Here is a 16,130-nt window from a genome sequence, read left to right as displayed (position 1 = left end):
CATCAATTAAAATCAAAACAAACCTCCTTGTATTGGTCCTTTAATTTTACCTAAATGTTTATACGCTTGCTCTGTAACTTCTCGTCCACGAGGTGTTCGCATTATAAAACCTTGCTGAATTAAAAAAGGCTCATACACCTCTTCAATTGTCTCAGCACTTTCACTTACAGCTGTAGCTAAAGTTGTAATTCCAACAGGACCACCTTTAAACTTATCGATAATAGTGGTTAGAATTTTATTATCCATTTCATCCAAACCATGAGCATCTACATTTAGTGCCTCTAAAGCAAACTTGGCGATTTCTATGTCTATTTTGCCATTACCCTTTATTTGTGCAAAGTCTCTAACACGCCTCAATAAGGCGTTGGCAATACGAGGTGTGCCACGACTACGACCTGCTATTTCTATTGCAGCTTCCATAGATATAGGTACATTGAGTATTGAAGAACTACGTTGTACAATTGAAGTTAGTAAGTCTGTTTTGTAATACTGCAAACGACTACTTATACCAAAACGTGCTCTCATCGGTGCTGTTAATAGTCCTGAGCGCGTTGTAGCACCAACTAAAGTAAATGGATTTAAATTAATCTGAACTGTCCTTGCATTTGGTCCAGATTCAATCATAATGTCTATCTTATAATCCTCCATGGCAGAGTATAAATACTCTTCAACAATAGGGCTTAATCGATGTATTTCATCAATAAACAACACATCTCTGTCATCAAGGTTTGTAAGTAAACCAGCCAAGTCACCTGGCTTGTCCAAAACTGGTCCTGAGGTTACTTTTATATTAACATCTAGTTCGTTTGCTAATATGTGAGCTAAAGTTGTTTTACCTAAGCCTGGAGGACCATGAAAAAGTGTATGGTCTAGTGCTTCTCCTCTTAGGTTGGCTGCCTGAACAAAAATCAATAAATTTTCTAACACCTGATCTTGACCTGTAAAATCATTAAAAGTTAATGGTCTTAACTTCTTTTCGAGATCAAGCTCTTCCGGGCTATAATTATCGTTAGATGGATTTAGGTTTTCGTTCATATAAAACAAATATAAAGAAAAAGCCTTTCTAAATTTGAAAGGCTTTCTATAATTATTATGTCTATGACGTTAGTGATGCAATTCCTCTTCACCTTCCTTCATTGGCACTGTTTGTGGCACAAAATCTTCATCATGACCAGGCTTACTGTAATCATATGGCCAACGGTATACGTGCGGTATTTCACCAGGCCAGTTACCATGTATGTGTTCTACAGGAGTTGTCCACTCTAATGTAGTAGATCTCCATGGGTTTTGAGGTGCTTTCTTACCGTAGAAAATACTACTAAAGAAATTGTATAAGAATATTAACTGTGCTACACCAGCAATTAATGCAAATACTGTAATAACTATTTGTGTATCTGCTGTATCATCAAACAATGGGAAATTTGAGTTTGTGTAATACCTTCTTGGTAAACCTGCCATTCCTATAAAATGCATTGGAAAGAATACACCGTATGCACACACTGCTGTTATCCAAAAATGTAAATAACCTAATTTCTTATTCATCATTCTACCAAACATTTTAGGGAACCAATGATATACACCTGCAAATACACCATATAATGCTGAAATACCCATTACCAAGTGGAAGTGAGCAACAACAAAATATGTATCGTGTACGTTAATATCTAATGCACTATCACCTAAAATAATACCTGTTAAACCACCAGTAATGAATGTAGATACCAATCCAATTGAGAACAGCATAGCCGGATTCATTTGGAGATTACCCTTCCATAGTGTGGTTATATAGTTAAATGCTTTTACAGCTGAAGGTATTGCAATTAATAATGTTGTAAAAGTAAATACAGAACCTAAGAACGGATTCATACCAGATACGAACATGTGGTGACCCCAAACTATTGTTGACAAAAATGCAATAGCAAGGATAGAAAGAATCATAGCTCTATACCCAAAAATTGGTTTTCTAGAGTTTGTTGCGATAATTTCGGAAGTGATTCCTAATGCAGGAAGTAATACAATATATACTTCTGGGTGTCCTAGGAACCAAAATAAATGTTCGTATAAAACTGGTGAACCACCTTGATAATGTAACACTTCACCTTGAATAAATATGTCTGACAAGAAGAATGATGTTCCAAAACTTCTATCCATTATTAAAAGTAACGCTGCCGACAATAGAACTGGGAATGAAATTACACCAATAACTGCTGTGATAAAAAATGCCCAAATAGTTAACGGCATTCTTGTCATTGACATACCTTTTGTCCTGAGGTTAATTACCGTTACAATATAATTTAATGAACCAAGTAAAGATGAGGCAATAAATATAGCCATAGACACTAGCCACAGCGTCATACCTGTACCAGAACCTGGTTGTGCCATAGGCAATGCACTTAATGGTGGGTAAATTGTCCAACCAGCAGCTGCAGGTCCCATCTCAACAAAGAATGATAAAATCATTATAAGACATGACACAAAGAACAACCAATAAGACACCATATTAAGGAAACCTGACGCCATATCTCTTGCACCAATCTGAAGTGGAATAAGTAAGTTACTGAAGGTACCACTCAATCCAGCCGTTAACACAAAGAAAACCATTAACGTTCCATGTATGGTTACCAATGCCAAATAGATATCCGCATCCATAACACCTTCTGGAGCCCACTTACCAAGTAAAGCCTTAAAAACTGCATTTTGTTGTTCTGGCCAAGCAATTTGCATACGTATCATTAAAGACATCAAAATACCGATGATACCCATAACAATTACACCAGTAATTAAATACTGCTTTGCAATCATTTTGTGATCCTGACTAAATATATATTTAGTCACGAAAGTCTCCTTATGATGATGTACGTCGTGATCGTCGTGATTGTGTGTATCTACTGTTGCTGACATAATCTTTTTTCTGTTTCTTAATTTTTTTAATTCAATGATTTTGCAAAAGTGGTCTGCTCAGCCATCCAAGCATTATATTCTTCTTCAGTTTCTACAATAATCTTCATTTGCATATTGTAGTGAGATTTACCACAGATTTTGTTACAAATTAATAAGTAATCAAACTCATAAGGTTCTAAAGGTTCTTCACCATTCAAAGTTAAATCCTTACTCTTCTCAGTTCTAATTTTATTAATATTTAAAACCTTCTCTTTCATAGCCTCTGTTTCACGCATCTCAGCTGTTGTTACAGTTGGTGTAAACCCAAATTGTGTTACCATGCCTGGCACACAGTTCATTTGTGCTCTAAAGTGAGGCATGTAAGCAGAGTGTAATACATCTTGAGAACGCATTTTAAATAAAACTGGTCTATTTACTGGTAGGTGTAATTCTGTAACAATAACATCATCTTGTGCATTAAGATCTCCTTCGTCTACACCTAATATATTAGCTCTGTCTAAATCTATTAACCTAACATTTGCCTTTCCTAACACATTGTCTTCACCACCATATCTTGCTTTCCAGTTAAATTGCTGTGCATAAAGCTCAACAACTAATGGATCTTCTTGATCGTCTACATTCATAATGTCATTCCAAGTAAATAATCCATAGATAATTAAACCTGCTAAAACTACAACAGGAATACCTGTCCATATAGCTTCTAAAGTATTATTGTCAGCATAAAACAATGCTTTTCTACCCTTTTCTCCTCTATACTTAAAAGCAAAGTAATGTAACAGAAATTGAGTTACAGTTTGAACAATAAATATAACAACCATAGATATAGCCATAAGACTATCTATACCTGGACCATGTTCTGAAGCTGAGTTAGACATTAATGGTAAATCTCCTAAGTACCAAAAACATAATATAGTAATGATATATATGAAGGCTAAGAAGCCCATCATTAAATAACCATTCATTTTGTTATCCTTATCATCAGCAATCTGAGTATTGCTTGCACCTACTTGAGCTAAGTCAAAAATCTTTATCAATTGCCAAATAGCAACAGCTACAAAGAGTACAATTATAATAGTTAATAAAGTAGTAGTCATTATTGTATGATTTCTTTTTAAATATTAATAATGGAAATGTTTACTTTCCTCTGTAAATGGATTTTGTTTTGCCAATAACGGAGCCTTACCTAAAGCTGTAAATACAATGAATAAAAATAATCCGCCAAATAGTAAGATAGCACCAATCTCTGGCATACCTATAAACCATCTATCTACAACCGTTGCTGGCATAATCCAGTTAAAAACGTCTAGGTAGTGTCCACAAAGAATTACAATACCTGCCATAACTACAAACCAGTTGATGCGTTTGTAATCACTGTTCATTAATAAAAGTAATGGGAAAATAAAGTTCATAGCTAACATTCCAAAGAAAGGAAGTTTGTAATGCTCTATTCTAGTTACAAAATAAGTCACCTCTTCTGGTATATTAGAGTACCATATTAACATGAATTGAGAGAACCATAAGTATGTCCAGAATATACTAATACCAAACATAAATTTAGCTAAATCATGAATGTGACTGTCATTTACAAACTCTAACAACCCTTTTGACTTTAAGTAGATAGAGATCATTGCAATTACAGTAATACCACTAACAAACATACTTGCAAAAACGTACCAACCAAATAGAGTACTAAACCAGTGAGGATCTACACTCATTATCCAATCCCAAGACATCATAGACTCAGTGTAGATATAAAACACTAAGAATGCTGCAGAGATCCTAAAGTTCTTTTTAAAGTTTTTATTGTCATTTGCATTATCTTGAGCAATAGAGAATTTTCTAGAGAAATATCTGTATAAAGACCATCCTCCTAAGAATATAAGACCTCTAATAAAGAAACCTGTTTTATTTAACCAACCTGACTTACCTGCCACTAACTTATCATAGTTTTCATGTCCTACTTCTGTAACACCATCTTTTAACCAAACAAATAAATGACTATCCGCTACAAAAGCAATTGCTAAAACAATTAAACCACCAGGTAAAACATAAGATGTAATACCTTCCATAACTCTAAATAAAACTGGTGACCATCCTGCCTGTGCAGCATATTGAATTGCGTAAAATGCTAACACACCTAAAGCAATCATGAAGAAAAAGAATGCTCCAACATAAAGTGCTGCATAAGGTCTGTTGTGGATTTGATGTAGTGCATGCTCTTCATGATGTGTTAATCCACCATGAGCTTCTTCACCATGATGGTCTTCACCATGCGCTGCAACTTCATTATGTTCTGATTCTCCATGAGTTTCACCATGTGCATCAGTGGCGTGTGTATCGCCATGACCATGATGCTCTTCAGCAAGCCTCTCAGTGATATTTTCTTCAGTATATCCGTGAGAATCAATGAATCCATAACCAACACCTATCAAACCGAGTACCATCATAATAATAGCACCCATTCTTAATCGATTTGAAATTTTATATTCCATTTATATAATCTTTATCTAAATCTTATTTTTCTAAATCTGCTTTAAGCTTTTCAACGTAAGCAACTACTTGCCAACGCTCTTTCTCGTTTAATTGGTTAGCATAAGAACCCATAGTGTTTTTACCATAGTAAATTACATGATAAATACTCCCTGTTGTAATAGCTCTACCTGCATCATCATAGCTTGGTACACCTAATATTTTTTCGCGATCAACAAGTTTGCCTTTTCCATTTCCTTTAGTTCCGTGACAAATTCCACAGTAAATATCATAAAGTACTTTTCCTTCTTCGTAATCTACTTGTGTTGAATCTAATGGACTTGTTAATGTCGCTTTAGCTAACTCATAGCCTTCATTAGTATTTTCAATTTCATAAGGCATAAAATCACCTCTTGGTATAGTACCTTCTGCAGGTAACTGAGCTTCAACACCTGTTGCAAAAGCATCAGATTCCTGATAGGTTTCATATCCTACTGATTGATACATATTAGGCATGTACTGGTAGTTAGGTCTTGAATCCTTTTTACAAGACACAAAACTTACTAATAAACCTAACGCTACGATATATTTCAATGATGTCTTCATATTAATGTGCATCTTCGTCTTTATCTACAATATTAATTTCAACAGCTCCTGTTTCTTGTAATAATGAAGTTAATTCACTTTCATTATTATGGATAACGATTTCCATTAAGAAATGATCGTCTGTTGTTCTTGGATCTGGATTTTCAGCCTTTTTAAAGGGCCACATTCTACTTCTTAAATAAAATGTTATTACCATTAAGTGCGCTGCAAAAAATACTGTTAGCTCAAACATAATAGGAACGAATGCAGGCATGTTTTGCAAATAACTGAAACTTGGCTTACCACCAATATCCTGTGGCCAATCTTCAATCATTATAAAATTCATCATAGTAATAGCAACTGTTAGACCAACACAACCATATAAGAAGGCTGTGATTGCAAGTCTGGTTGGTGCTAGACCCATTGCTTTATCTAGTCCGTGAACCGGAAAAGGAGTATATATTTCCTCGATATGATGTTTTTTAGCCTTTACCGCTTTAACGGCAGACATTAATACATCATCATCTGTATAAATAGCATGAATTACTTTTGAAGCTTCCATATACTATAACTAGTTATTTAATAAATTTTTAGCTTGCCCTGCCCAATCATCTCGCTCTGCTCTTCCTGGGAAAGAACCTGTAATTGAATCTAACAAGTCGTACTCTGTTTTTGTCATCTTACTCACCTGTAGGAAGGTATAGATACCTATACTATTCAGTACCTCTTCCATCTTAGGACCAACACCATTGATTTTCTTTAAATCATCAGCTGTTTCTTTTGATGCATCAAAAGAACCGATAGATTCTAAAAGATTATTTACCTTTTCAGAATTGTCCACTTGAGCCGTTTCTTTTGAAGATGAGGCATCGAACTCAACAGGCTTTGATGTTCTTGCATCTGCGCCAGTTCCTACTAAACTATCACCTCTTTCTCTAATATTTTTGTAACGCTCACCTGATGACTTTAATATCGTTTTTACCTCTGCCTGCGCAATTACAGGGAATGTTCTAGAATACAATAAGAATAATACAAAGAAGAAACCTATTGTTCCGATGAAAATTCCTATATCTACAAACGTTGGAGAGAACATTGTCCAAGATGAAGGTAAGTAATCTCTGTGTAATGACGTAACGATGATAACGAAACGCTCAAACCACATACCTATGTTTACTACAATAGATATAAAGAACGAGAACATAATACTTGTTCTAAGTTTCTTGAACCACATAAACTGTGGCGAGAATACGTTACAAGTCATCATTGCCCAATATGCCCACCAGTAAGGTCCTGTTGCTCTGTTTAAGAATGCATATTGTTCATACTCTACACCAGAGTACCAAGCAATAAATAACTCAGTGATATAAGCCACACCAACAATTGAACCTGTAATCATGATTACAATGTTCATTAACTCGATGTGTTGTACTGTAATATAATCTTCAAGGTTACATACTTTTCTCATAATAATAAGAAGCGTATTTACCATGGCAAATCCTGAGAAAATCGCACCTGCCACGAAGTAAGGTGGGAAAATCGTAGTATGCCAACCTGGAATTACTGATGTTGCGAAGTCAAAAGATACAATAGTATGTACAGAAAGTACTAAAGGCGTTGCTAAACCTGCAAGTACCAATGATACCTCCTCAAAGCGTTGCCAATCTTTTGCTCTTCCAGACCAACCAAAACTTATTAAAGAATATATTTTCTTTTGGAAAGGTCTAATGGCTCTATCTCTAAGCATTGCGAAATCTGGTAATAACCCTGTCCACCAGAATACTAATGATACAGATAAATAAGTTGAAATCGCAAATACGTCCCAAAGTAATGGTGAGTTAAAGTTAACCCATAGCGAACCAAATTGGTTTGGGATTGGTAATACCCAGTAAGCTAACCATGGACGACCCATGTGAATAATTGGGAATAAACCTGCCTGAACAACAGAGAATATTGTCATAGCTTCTGCAGAACGGTTAATTGCCATTCTCCATTTTTGACGGAATAATAAAAGTACTGCCGAAATCAGTGTTCCTGCGTGACCAATACCAACCCACCAAACGAAGTTAGTAATATCCCAAGCCCAGTTTACAGTCTTGTTAAGACCCCAAACTCCAATACCTGTTGATACGGTATAAATAATACAACCTATTCCCCAAAGGAATGCGACCAAAGATATACCGAAAACAATCCACCATGCTTTGTTGGCTTTGCCTTCTACTGGTCTTGCTACATCTACAGTAACATCGTGATACGATTTCTCGCCAGTAACTAAAGGTCTTCTAATAGGTGCTTCGTAATGAGACGCCATAATTATATACGTGTTTCTTTAATTTTTATTTATGCTTCTTTTGCTATGTTTCTCACCTTAGTTTGATAAACTACATTTGGTTTTACACCAACATGCTCTAATAGGTGATAAGATCTTTTATCGTCTTTTAACTCTGCTATTTTGCTATCCTTATCATTAACATCACCAAAAATCATAGCGCCATTACCACAAGCTGCAGAACATGCTGTTTGGAATTCTCCATCTTTCACAGGTCTTCCTTCACGCTTAGCATCTAAAATAGTTTTCTGTGTTTTTTGGATACAGAAAGAACATTTTTCCATTACACCACGAGAACGTACTGTTACGTCTGGATTTAACACCATTCTTCCAAGGTCATCGTTCATGTAGTAATCAAACTCATCATTTTGAGAATATAAGAACCAGTTGAAACGACGAACTTTATAAGGACAGTTATTAGCACAGTAACGTGTACCAACACATCTGTTATAAGCCATATGATTTTGACCTTGACGACCGTGAGACGTTGCTGCTACCGGACAAACTGTTTCACAAGGTGCGTGATTACAGTGTTGACACATTACAGGTTGGAAAGCTACCTGTGGATTATCTGCAGGGTTCTCCATTTCTCCAAACTCACTTAAAGAGCTTCCTAAACCTGAAATATTTTCTTTCTTTTGGTTATCTCCTTCAAAAGTATCTTGAGAAGAGTAATATCTATCAATACGCAACCAGTGCATATCTCTACTACGTCTCATTTCTGATTTACCAACAACTGGTACATTATTTTCTGCGTGACATGCAATGACACATGCACCACATCCTGTACAAGCATTTAAATCTATAGATAAGTTAAAGTGATGTCCTACTGAGCGATCAAACTCATCCCATAAATCTACTTTAGAATCTGTAACCTTTACAGGATTGTGATTTAATGATACTTCAGGGATAGCATTCCAAACATCTCTATCCTTTGTATTAAAAATCTCAAGACTAGTTTCTTTAATGATGTCTCCACGACCCATTAATGTATTATGCAACTGCACACAAGCAAACTCATGCTCACCTGTAGCTTTACTAATTGTTACATCTTGTACCGTATTAAAATTGTGATATAATGGATAAGCATTTACACCAGTCTTCATTTCAGCTTTCATACCTTCAGCAGTTCTACCATATCCAAATGATAGACCTATTGAACCTTTAGCCTGACCTGGTTGAATAATTACAGGAACATTCTCTAAAGTCGTCCCATTAACTGTAATATTTGCTCTGCTTCCGTTTAAACCTCCATTAGCTACGTTCCAATTTTCAAGACCTAGTGCTTCTGCATCAGCTCTTGATACTGTTACATAATTATCCCAAGTGGTTCTTGTTATTGGATCTGGAAATTCTTGTAACCAAGGGTTATTAGCCTGCTGACCATCACCCATTCCTGTTTTAGGATATAAAACCAATTGCATTTTTCCAGCTTTAGCGGATGCTGCTAATTCTCTTGCTGCATTGCTACTTGGTGTTTCCACATTATCCTCCGAAGCACTCTCTTCTACTGTTTCTGCACTTTCTATACTTGATGATGTTTTTGATACAAACACACCATCTTGTACAGCTTTGTTAAAGGAAGCACCATTTAAAACATCAGTAGTCCAAACAGATTTTAAATAATCTCTGTATGATGTACTATTTCCATTCCACGCTAAAAGTACTTCTTGAAATTGTTTAGTATCAAACAATGGACGAATTGTTGGCTGCATTAATGAATAATGACCTGCTTTTAATTCAAAATCGCCCCAAGACTCTAAACTATGTGGTGTCGCCGCTATATATTGTGAAAGCACAGAGGTTTCATCTTGTTTCATAGAGAACGAAACCGATAATTCTGTTTTCTTTAAACCTTCAGCAAAATCAGCCGCATTAGGAAGTGTATACATAGGATTTACTCCACTCATAATAAGTGCACCCACTTTACCAGCTTTCATATCAGCCACAAGTTGCATCACACCTTTATCACTTCCTTGTCTTGTATTTATTGTTGTTTTAGGATCAAATGCTTTACTATTTAAATACTCATTAATCTCTATAGCTACTGTCTGAGCATTTACGTCTTGTATACCAGTAACGACTACTGCATTACTACCCGCTTTTGAAATCTCATTAGCAGCAGACTGCACGGCTTTCGCAATGTTTTCTGGTAATTCTACCGATACAGCACCACCAACTACTAAACTATGTAGTTTTGCTAGTGCTAATTTTTGTTGACTAGGTGTTAATGGTATACGTTTATCTGCGTTAGCGCCAGACAGAGTCATATTAGACTCAAACTGAATGTGACGTGACATTTTTCCATTTTCTGGGATACGCTTTTTAGCATATTCACTTTCAAATCCACCACCTTGCCAATCACCAAGAAAATCTGCACCGACAGATACAATAGTCTTTGCTTTAGAGAAATCGTAATTAGCCATTCCTCTTTTACCATATTTAGCTTGGTAAGCATCTAAAGTTACTGATTCTGAAATCGCATCGTATGTAACATGTTTAACATTACCATACTTTTCTGCAAATTCGGAAACTAGTTTTTTAGTTGAAGGACTAGGTATAGTAGCAGTTAAGAAAACGATTTGCTTATCGTCACTTAAGCTATTTATTTTTGAAGTTGTTTCAGAGATAAATGTATCCCAAGAGATAGTGTCTTTCCCTTTCATTGGAGACTTAACCCTTAAGTTATCATATAACCCCAAAATAGAAGCATGAACTCTTGCATTAGCACTGCAATTAGTTTTTGCATCTGTATTATTTTCAATTTTTATTGGTCTTCCTTCTCTTGTTTTAACCAACACACTAGCAAAATCATAACCATCTGCAATAGTAGTAGCATAGAAGTTGGCAACACCAGGAATAATTTCCTTTGGTTGATTTACATAAGGAATTGACTTAATCACCGGACCTTCACAAGCTGCTAATGATGCTGCAGCTGTACTAAACCCAATATACTTTAAGAAATCACGACGCGATGTAGATGAAGACTCCAATGTCTCCTTATCTCCTAAGAACTCATCTGTTGGAATTTCTTCAACAAATTCGTTTTGTCTAAGCGTCTCAACAATAGAGCTATTATCGTTTAGCTCCTCAACACTTTTCCAGTATTTCTTGTTTGATGACATATAATTCTGAATTACTTCTTATTAAATATTAATAATGGCACTTACCACATTCTAATCCACCCATTTGTGCCGCTGTTAACTGATCAACACCATACTTTTTCGATAATTCTTCATGAATTTTAGTATAGTAATCGTTGTCTTTAACCTTTACGTTTGTTTCTCTATGACAGTTAATACACCAACCCATAGTTAATGGTGCGTGTTGATACATTATCTCCATTTCCTCAACCGGACCATGACATGTTTGACACTCTACACCTGCCACAGACACGTGCTGTGAGTGATTAAAATATGCAAAGTCTGGTAAGTTATGTATACGAATCCATTTCACGGGTTTAGACTCTCCTGTATATGAGGTTCCATCCCAACCAACAGCTTCATACAGTTTCTGAATTTCAGCATTGTAATCTACACCATACTCCTTACCTTCCGCTAAAGTCTCTGGAGCAACCTCTGATATAGATTTATGACAATTCATACACACGTTTAATGATGGTATACCTGAATGCTTACTAACTCTAGCTGAGGAATGACAGTACTTACAATCTATACCATTATCACCAGCATGTATTCTATGAGAATAATGTATAGGTTGCACCGGCTCGTAACCTTGATCAACACCAACCTGCATAAAATAGCCATACACAAAATAACCACTGGCTAGCAAGAATAAAATAGCTGTTACAAGTACCAAGAATTGGTTTTCAATAAACGCTTTCCACAGAGGCTTTCTTTGGTCCTCAACAGGAATTTCAATTCCTTTTGCTTCAGCGAAACGATTTAAAGTACGCTTTACCAGAACTAGAGCCATTGCTAATAAACCAAACAACACTACTAGCGCACCAAGAATTAAATCATTGGAAATACCACCCTCTACCTTAGTCTGACCTTCTGGTGTTGGCATTACTACAGGCTCGGGTTTTGGCTCGGCAGTGTAAGCTAAGATATCTGAAATATCCTGATCGCTTAACTGTGGAAACGCAGTCATCGCCACATTACCCCATTCTGCATAAACTTTATTAGCGTAAGCATCACCAGATTTAATTAAACCTGAACTGTTTCTAATCCATGCTTTCAACCATTCTCTGTCTAAACCTTGCTCCTCTGCCAATCTAGCCTCTACGTTACGTAACGCAGGACCAGTCATTGGCTTATCCAACTTGTGACAAGCAGCACAATTTGTATTAAACAAAGATTTCCCATTTGCAGGATCGCCTTCTTGGGCAGTCAGTGAAGTTGAAAACGTAAGTAATAAAATTAAACCGAGACTAAATATCTTAGAGGTTAAATTACGGTAAATCACCTGTTTCATATTGTTAGTTGAATTATCTTCTAAACTTTGGTACGATTATTTCAGTCAAATATGACAAAAGTCATGTTTCTGAAACTCTGGCAAAAGTAAGATATAAAGTCGATTTTAGAAATCTTAGAGAAGTGTTAATAACTAATTTATATACATTCTAAATAAGATTTTTACAGCTATATCGTTGAATAATATACCTTTGTATTTAAACAATAAATTATGAGAAAAAAAATAAAATATATCAGCGCAACAGTTTTAACATTATTACTGTCTTTTTCGATAAGTGCGCAACAAGGAGAGGTTAATGTAGACCAAGACAGTGACATTGACAAACTGTTAGAGTATAAGAAGGATATTAAAACCTCTAAAGTTTATAAAATACAGGTATATCAAAGCACAGATCCAGACAAGGCAGACCGTGAAAAGTCTAACTTTTTAAACACTTATAATGAATGGCCTGTTGAGATTGTTTGGAATACTCCAAATTATAAGGTTTGGGTTGGTAATTTTGCAACAAGACTAGAAGCGGACAGAGCTTTAGTAAAGATTAAAAAGGAGTATATGTACGCTCTAATTTTTCAGCCAAAATTGGAAAAAGAGTGAAAGTATATAAACATTAACTTAAATAAAAAAGCGGCTTGAATAAGCCGCTTTTTTATTTTGGATATTTTAAAATAGTTACTTCAACTTCTTTTTAACTTCAACTTCTTGGAATGCTTCTAATATATCCCCTTCGTTGATATCATTATATCCTTTGATCTGCATACCACAGTCGTAACCTTTAGACACCTCCTTAACGTCGTCTTTAAATCGTTTTAACGAAGCTAATTCTCCTGTATAAACTACAACACCATCTCTAATAAGTCTAATTCCAGAATTTCTGTAAATTTTACCATTAGTTACCATACAACCTGCAATAGTACCAATCTTAGATATCTTAAATGTCTCTCTGATTTCTGCTGTACCTGTAACTTCCTCTTTAAGCTCTGGAGATAACATACCTTCCATGGCATCTTTAAGGTCGTTGATAGCATCGTAAATAATAGAATATGTTCTGATATCGATTTCTTCTTTATCGGCAGTCATTCTAGCGTTTCCAACAGGACGAACATTAAATCCAACAATAATAGCATCAGAAGCAGAAGCTAACAACACATCACTCTCGGTAATTGCACCTACACCTTTATGAATTATATTCACTTGAATTTCTTCAGTAGATAACTTTTGGAACGAATCTGTTAATGCCTCAACAGAACCATCCACATCACCTTTAAGGATAATATTTAACTCTTGGAAATCACCTAATGCAATACGTCTACCTATTTCGTCTAATGTAATATGACGCTGTGTTCTTACAGATTGTTCACGTTGTAATTGAGTACGCTTAGCTGCTATTTGCTTAGCTTCACGCTCATCCTCAAATACATTGAACTTATCACCTGCTTGTGGCGCACCGTCTAGCCCTAATATTGATACTGGTGTTGAAGGGCCTGCTTCGGCAACATCATTACCTCGTTCATCGTGCATAGCCTTAACCTTACCACTATTCTTTCCTGCTAATACATAGTCACCAACCTTTAGGGTACCTGCTTGTACCAATATTGTTGACACATAACCTCTACCTTTATCCAAGTAAGCTTCTACTACAGTTCCGCTTGCAGGTTTATTAGGATTAGCTTTTAGTTCTAATAATTCAGCTTCTAAAAGTACTTTTTCTAAAAGTTCTTTAACTCCGGTTCCGAATTTAGCCGAAATATCATGTGATTGGATTTTTCCTCCCCAATCTTCAACTAATAAATTCATATTGGCTAATCCTTCTTTTACTTTATCTGGATTAGCATCCGGTTTATCAATTTTGTTAATCGCAAATACAATTGGTACACCTGCTGCTTGAGCATGAGAAATTGCTTCTTTGGTTTGTGGCATTATAGCATCATCCGCAGCCACAACAATAATAGCAATATCTGTTACTTGAGCACCACGAGCACGCATTGCCGTGAAGGCTTCGTGACCAGGTGTATCTAAAAATGCTATTTTTTGTCCGTTATCTAACTGAACACCATAAGCTCCAATATGCTGTGTTATTCCACCAGATTCACCTGCAATTACATTTTCTTCACGAATGTAATCTAACAAGGATGTTTTACCATGGTCAACGTGACCCATAACCGTTACGATTGGTGCACGAGGTTTTAAGTCTTTTGGATCATCTTCAACGGTTTCAATAGACTCTTCGATATCTGCTGTAACAAATTCTACGTCGTAACCAAATTCTTCAGCAACAATAGATAAGGTCTCTGCATCTAACCTCTGGTTCATAGTTACCATCATCCCTAAAGACATACAGGCTGATATAACTTGAGTAACACCAACATCCATCATAGTAGCCACTTCACTAACAGTAACAAACTCAGTAACTTTTAGTGTTTTACTTTCAGCTGCTTCTGCTTGTAACTCCTTCTCAGATTGCTCTCTATGACGATCTCTTTTTTCACGACGGTTTTTAGCACCTCTACCTTTACTGGATTTTCCTTGAAGCTTCTCTAGAGTTTCTCTTACTTGTTTTTGTACTTCTTCTTCACTTGGCTCTTCCTTAACTACTTTTGCTCTAGCACCTCTTCCTTTACCACCTCTTCTGTTATCGAAGTTTGGTCTTCCTCCACCATCATTTCCACCTTTACTAATGCGACGTCTCTTACGTTTATTATTGTCGTTTGAAGATTCCGATTTTTTATCTTCCTTTTTCTTCTTAGGCTTATTGAACTGTGAAAGATCTATTTTTTTACCAGTAGTAGTTGGTCCTGATAATTTTTGATATTGAGTTTTTAACTTCTCGTCTTTTCTAGGCTCTGTAGACTCTTCTTTCTTCTCAACTTTAGGCTCAACCTTTTTAGGTTCTTCCTTCTTAGGCTCAACTTTTTTAGGCTCTTCTTTCTTTGGCTTCGCTACTTCTACTACAGGCTTTTCAACCTTTTTAGGCTCTTCTTTCTTAGGCTCTTCCTTTTTCTCTTCAGTAGCTTTTGGTTTCTTATCTAAATCGATCTTACCAATTTGCTTTGGCCCACTAAGTTCAGCTTTTGCTTTTACTACAGTTTCTTTAGCGGCTTCTTTCTTTTCTTTTTCTTCAATTTCGCGTTCGCGCTGCTCACGAAGCTTCTCTTTCTCCTTGAGTTTTGCTTCACTTACTTCTTGAGCTTTTTCACGCTTTGATGCATCTGTTTGAAATTCATCAGACAACGTGTCGTAAACCTCTTGCGAAATTTTTGTATTAGGACTTTTCTCAATTTCGATACCCTTAGACTCTAAGAAGTCTACCGCACGATCTAATGAGATATTTAGTTCTCTTAATACTTTATTAATTCTAATTTGAGCCATAAATTGCTGTAATATACTTAAATCTGTTTTATATCAATCTAACTTC

11 protein-coding genes are annotated in these 16,130 nt (G+C 35.8%); 1 reads left to right on the top strand and 10 read right to left on the bottom strand.

What is annotated here, in order from left to right; genetic code table 11:
* Positions 1 to 12 precede the first annotated feature (12 nt).
* The 9 genes from ruvB to V1468_RS05845 all read right to left on the bottom strand — a co-directional run bounded on the left by ruvB (position 13) and on the right by V1468_RS05845 (position 12,718).
* Positions 13 to 1,035, bottom strand: a complete 1,023-nt coding sequence (gene ruvB, locus V1468_RS05885) for a Holliday junction branch migration DNA helicase RuvB (RefSeq protein ID WP_331809293.1) — start codon at positions 1,033 to 1,035, stop codon at positions 13 to 15.
* Between the two features lie 69 nt (positions 1,036 to 1,104).
* Positions 1,105 to 2,901, bottom strand: a complete 1,797-nt coding sequence (locus V1468_RS05880; protein ID WP_331809292.1) for a cytochrome c oxidase subunit I — start codon at positions 2,899 to 2,901, stop codon at positions 1,105 to 1,107.
* Positions 2,902 to 2,927: 26 nt separating this feature from the next.
* Positions 2,928 to 3,995, bottom strand: coding sequence for a cytochrome c oxidase subunit II (locus tag V1468_RS05875; protein ID WP_331809291.1), 1,068 nt, complete (start codon positions 3,993 to 3,995; stop codon positions 2,928 to 2,930).
* A gap of 24 nt (positions 3,996 to 4,019) precedes the next feature.
* On the bottom strand, positions 4,020 to 5,393 hold the full coding sequence (locus tag V1468_RS05870; protein WP_331809290.1) for a quinol:cytochrome C oxidoreductase: 1,374 nt from the start codon (positions 5,391 to 5,393) through the stop codon (positions 4,020 to 4,022).
* Positions 5,394 to 5,415: 22 nt separating this feature from the next.
* Complete coding sequence (locus V1468_RS05865) at positions 5,416 to 5,976, bottom strand: c-type cytochrome (protein WP_331809289.1); 561 nt, start codon at positions 5,974 to 5,976, stop codon at positions 5,416 to 5,418.
* A gap of 1 nt (position 5,977) precedes the next feature.
* Entirely contained in the window at positions 5,978 to 6,517 is a 540-nt protein-coding gene (locus tag V1468_RS05860) for a DUF3341 domain-containing protein (RefSeq protein WP_331809288.1), read from the bottom strand.
* A 9-nt stretch (positions 6,518 to 6,526) separates the two neighbouring features.
* Positions 6,527 to 8,263: an NrfD/PsrC family molybdoenzyme membrane anchor subunit gene (gene nrfD, locus V1468_RS05855; RefSeq protein ID WP_331809287.1), complete on the bottom strand. Its 1,737-nt coding sequence runs from the start codon at positions 8,261 to 8,263 to the stop codon at positions 6,527 to 6,529.
* 29 nt (positions 8,264 to 8,292) lie between these two features.
* Complete coding sequence (locus V1468_RS05850) at positions 8,293 to 11,406, bottom strand: TAT-variant-translocated molybdopterin oxidoreductase (RefSeq protein ID WP_331809286.1); 3,114 nt, start codon at positions 11,404 to 11,406, stop codon at positions 8,293 to 8,295.
* Between the two features lie 28 nt (positions 11,407 to 11,434).
* A complete protein-coding gene (locus tag V1468_RS05845; protein ID WP_331809285.1) occupies positions 11,435 to 12,718 on the bottom strand; it encodes a c-type cytochrome in 1,284 nt (427 codons plus the stop codon).
* Positions 12,719 to 12,928: 210 nt separating this feature from the next.
* On the opposite strand from V1468_RS05845, the gene V1468_RS05840 reads away from it, so the two are divergent.
* On the top strand, positions 12,929 to 13,312 hold the full coding sequence (locus tag V1468_RS05840) for an SPOR domain-containing protein (RefSeq protein ID WP_331809284.1): 384 nt from the start codon (positions 12,929 to 12,931) through the stop codon (positions 13,310 to 13,312).
* Between the two features lie 75 nt (positions 13,313 to 13,387).
* On the opposite strand, the gene infB is transcribed toward V1468_RS05840, so the two are convergent.
* The gene (gene infB / locus V1468_RS05835; protein WP_331809283.1) at positions 13,388 to 16,084 is read right to left on the bottom strand and encodes a translation initiation factor IF-2; all 2,697 of its coding nucleotides are present in this window, start codon (positions 16,082 to 16,084) and stop codon (positions 13,388 to 13,390) included.
* Between the last annotated feature and the right edge of the window lie 46 nt (positions 16,085 to 16,130).

The sequence above is a fragment of the Winogradskyella poriferorum genome (genome assembly GCF_036553625.1).
Lineage (GTDB): Bacteria > Bacteroidota > Bacteroidia > Flavobacteriales > Flavobacteriaceae > Winogradskyella > Winogradskyella poriferorum.
This window is presented reverse-complemented; position numbering and strand designations above follow the sequence as displayed.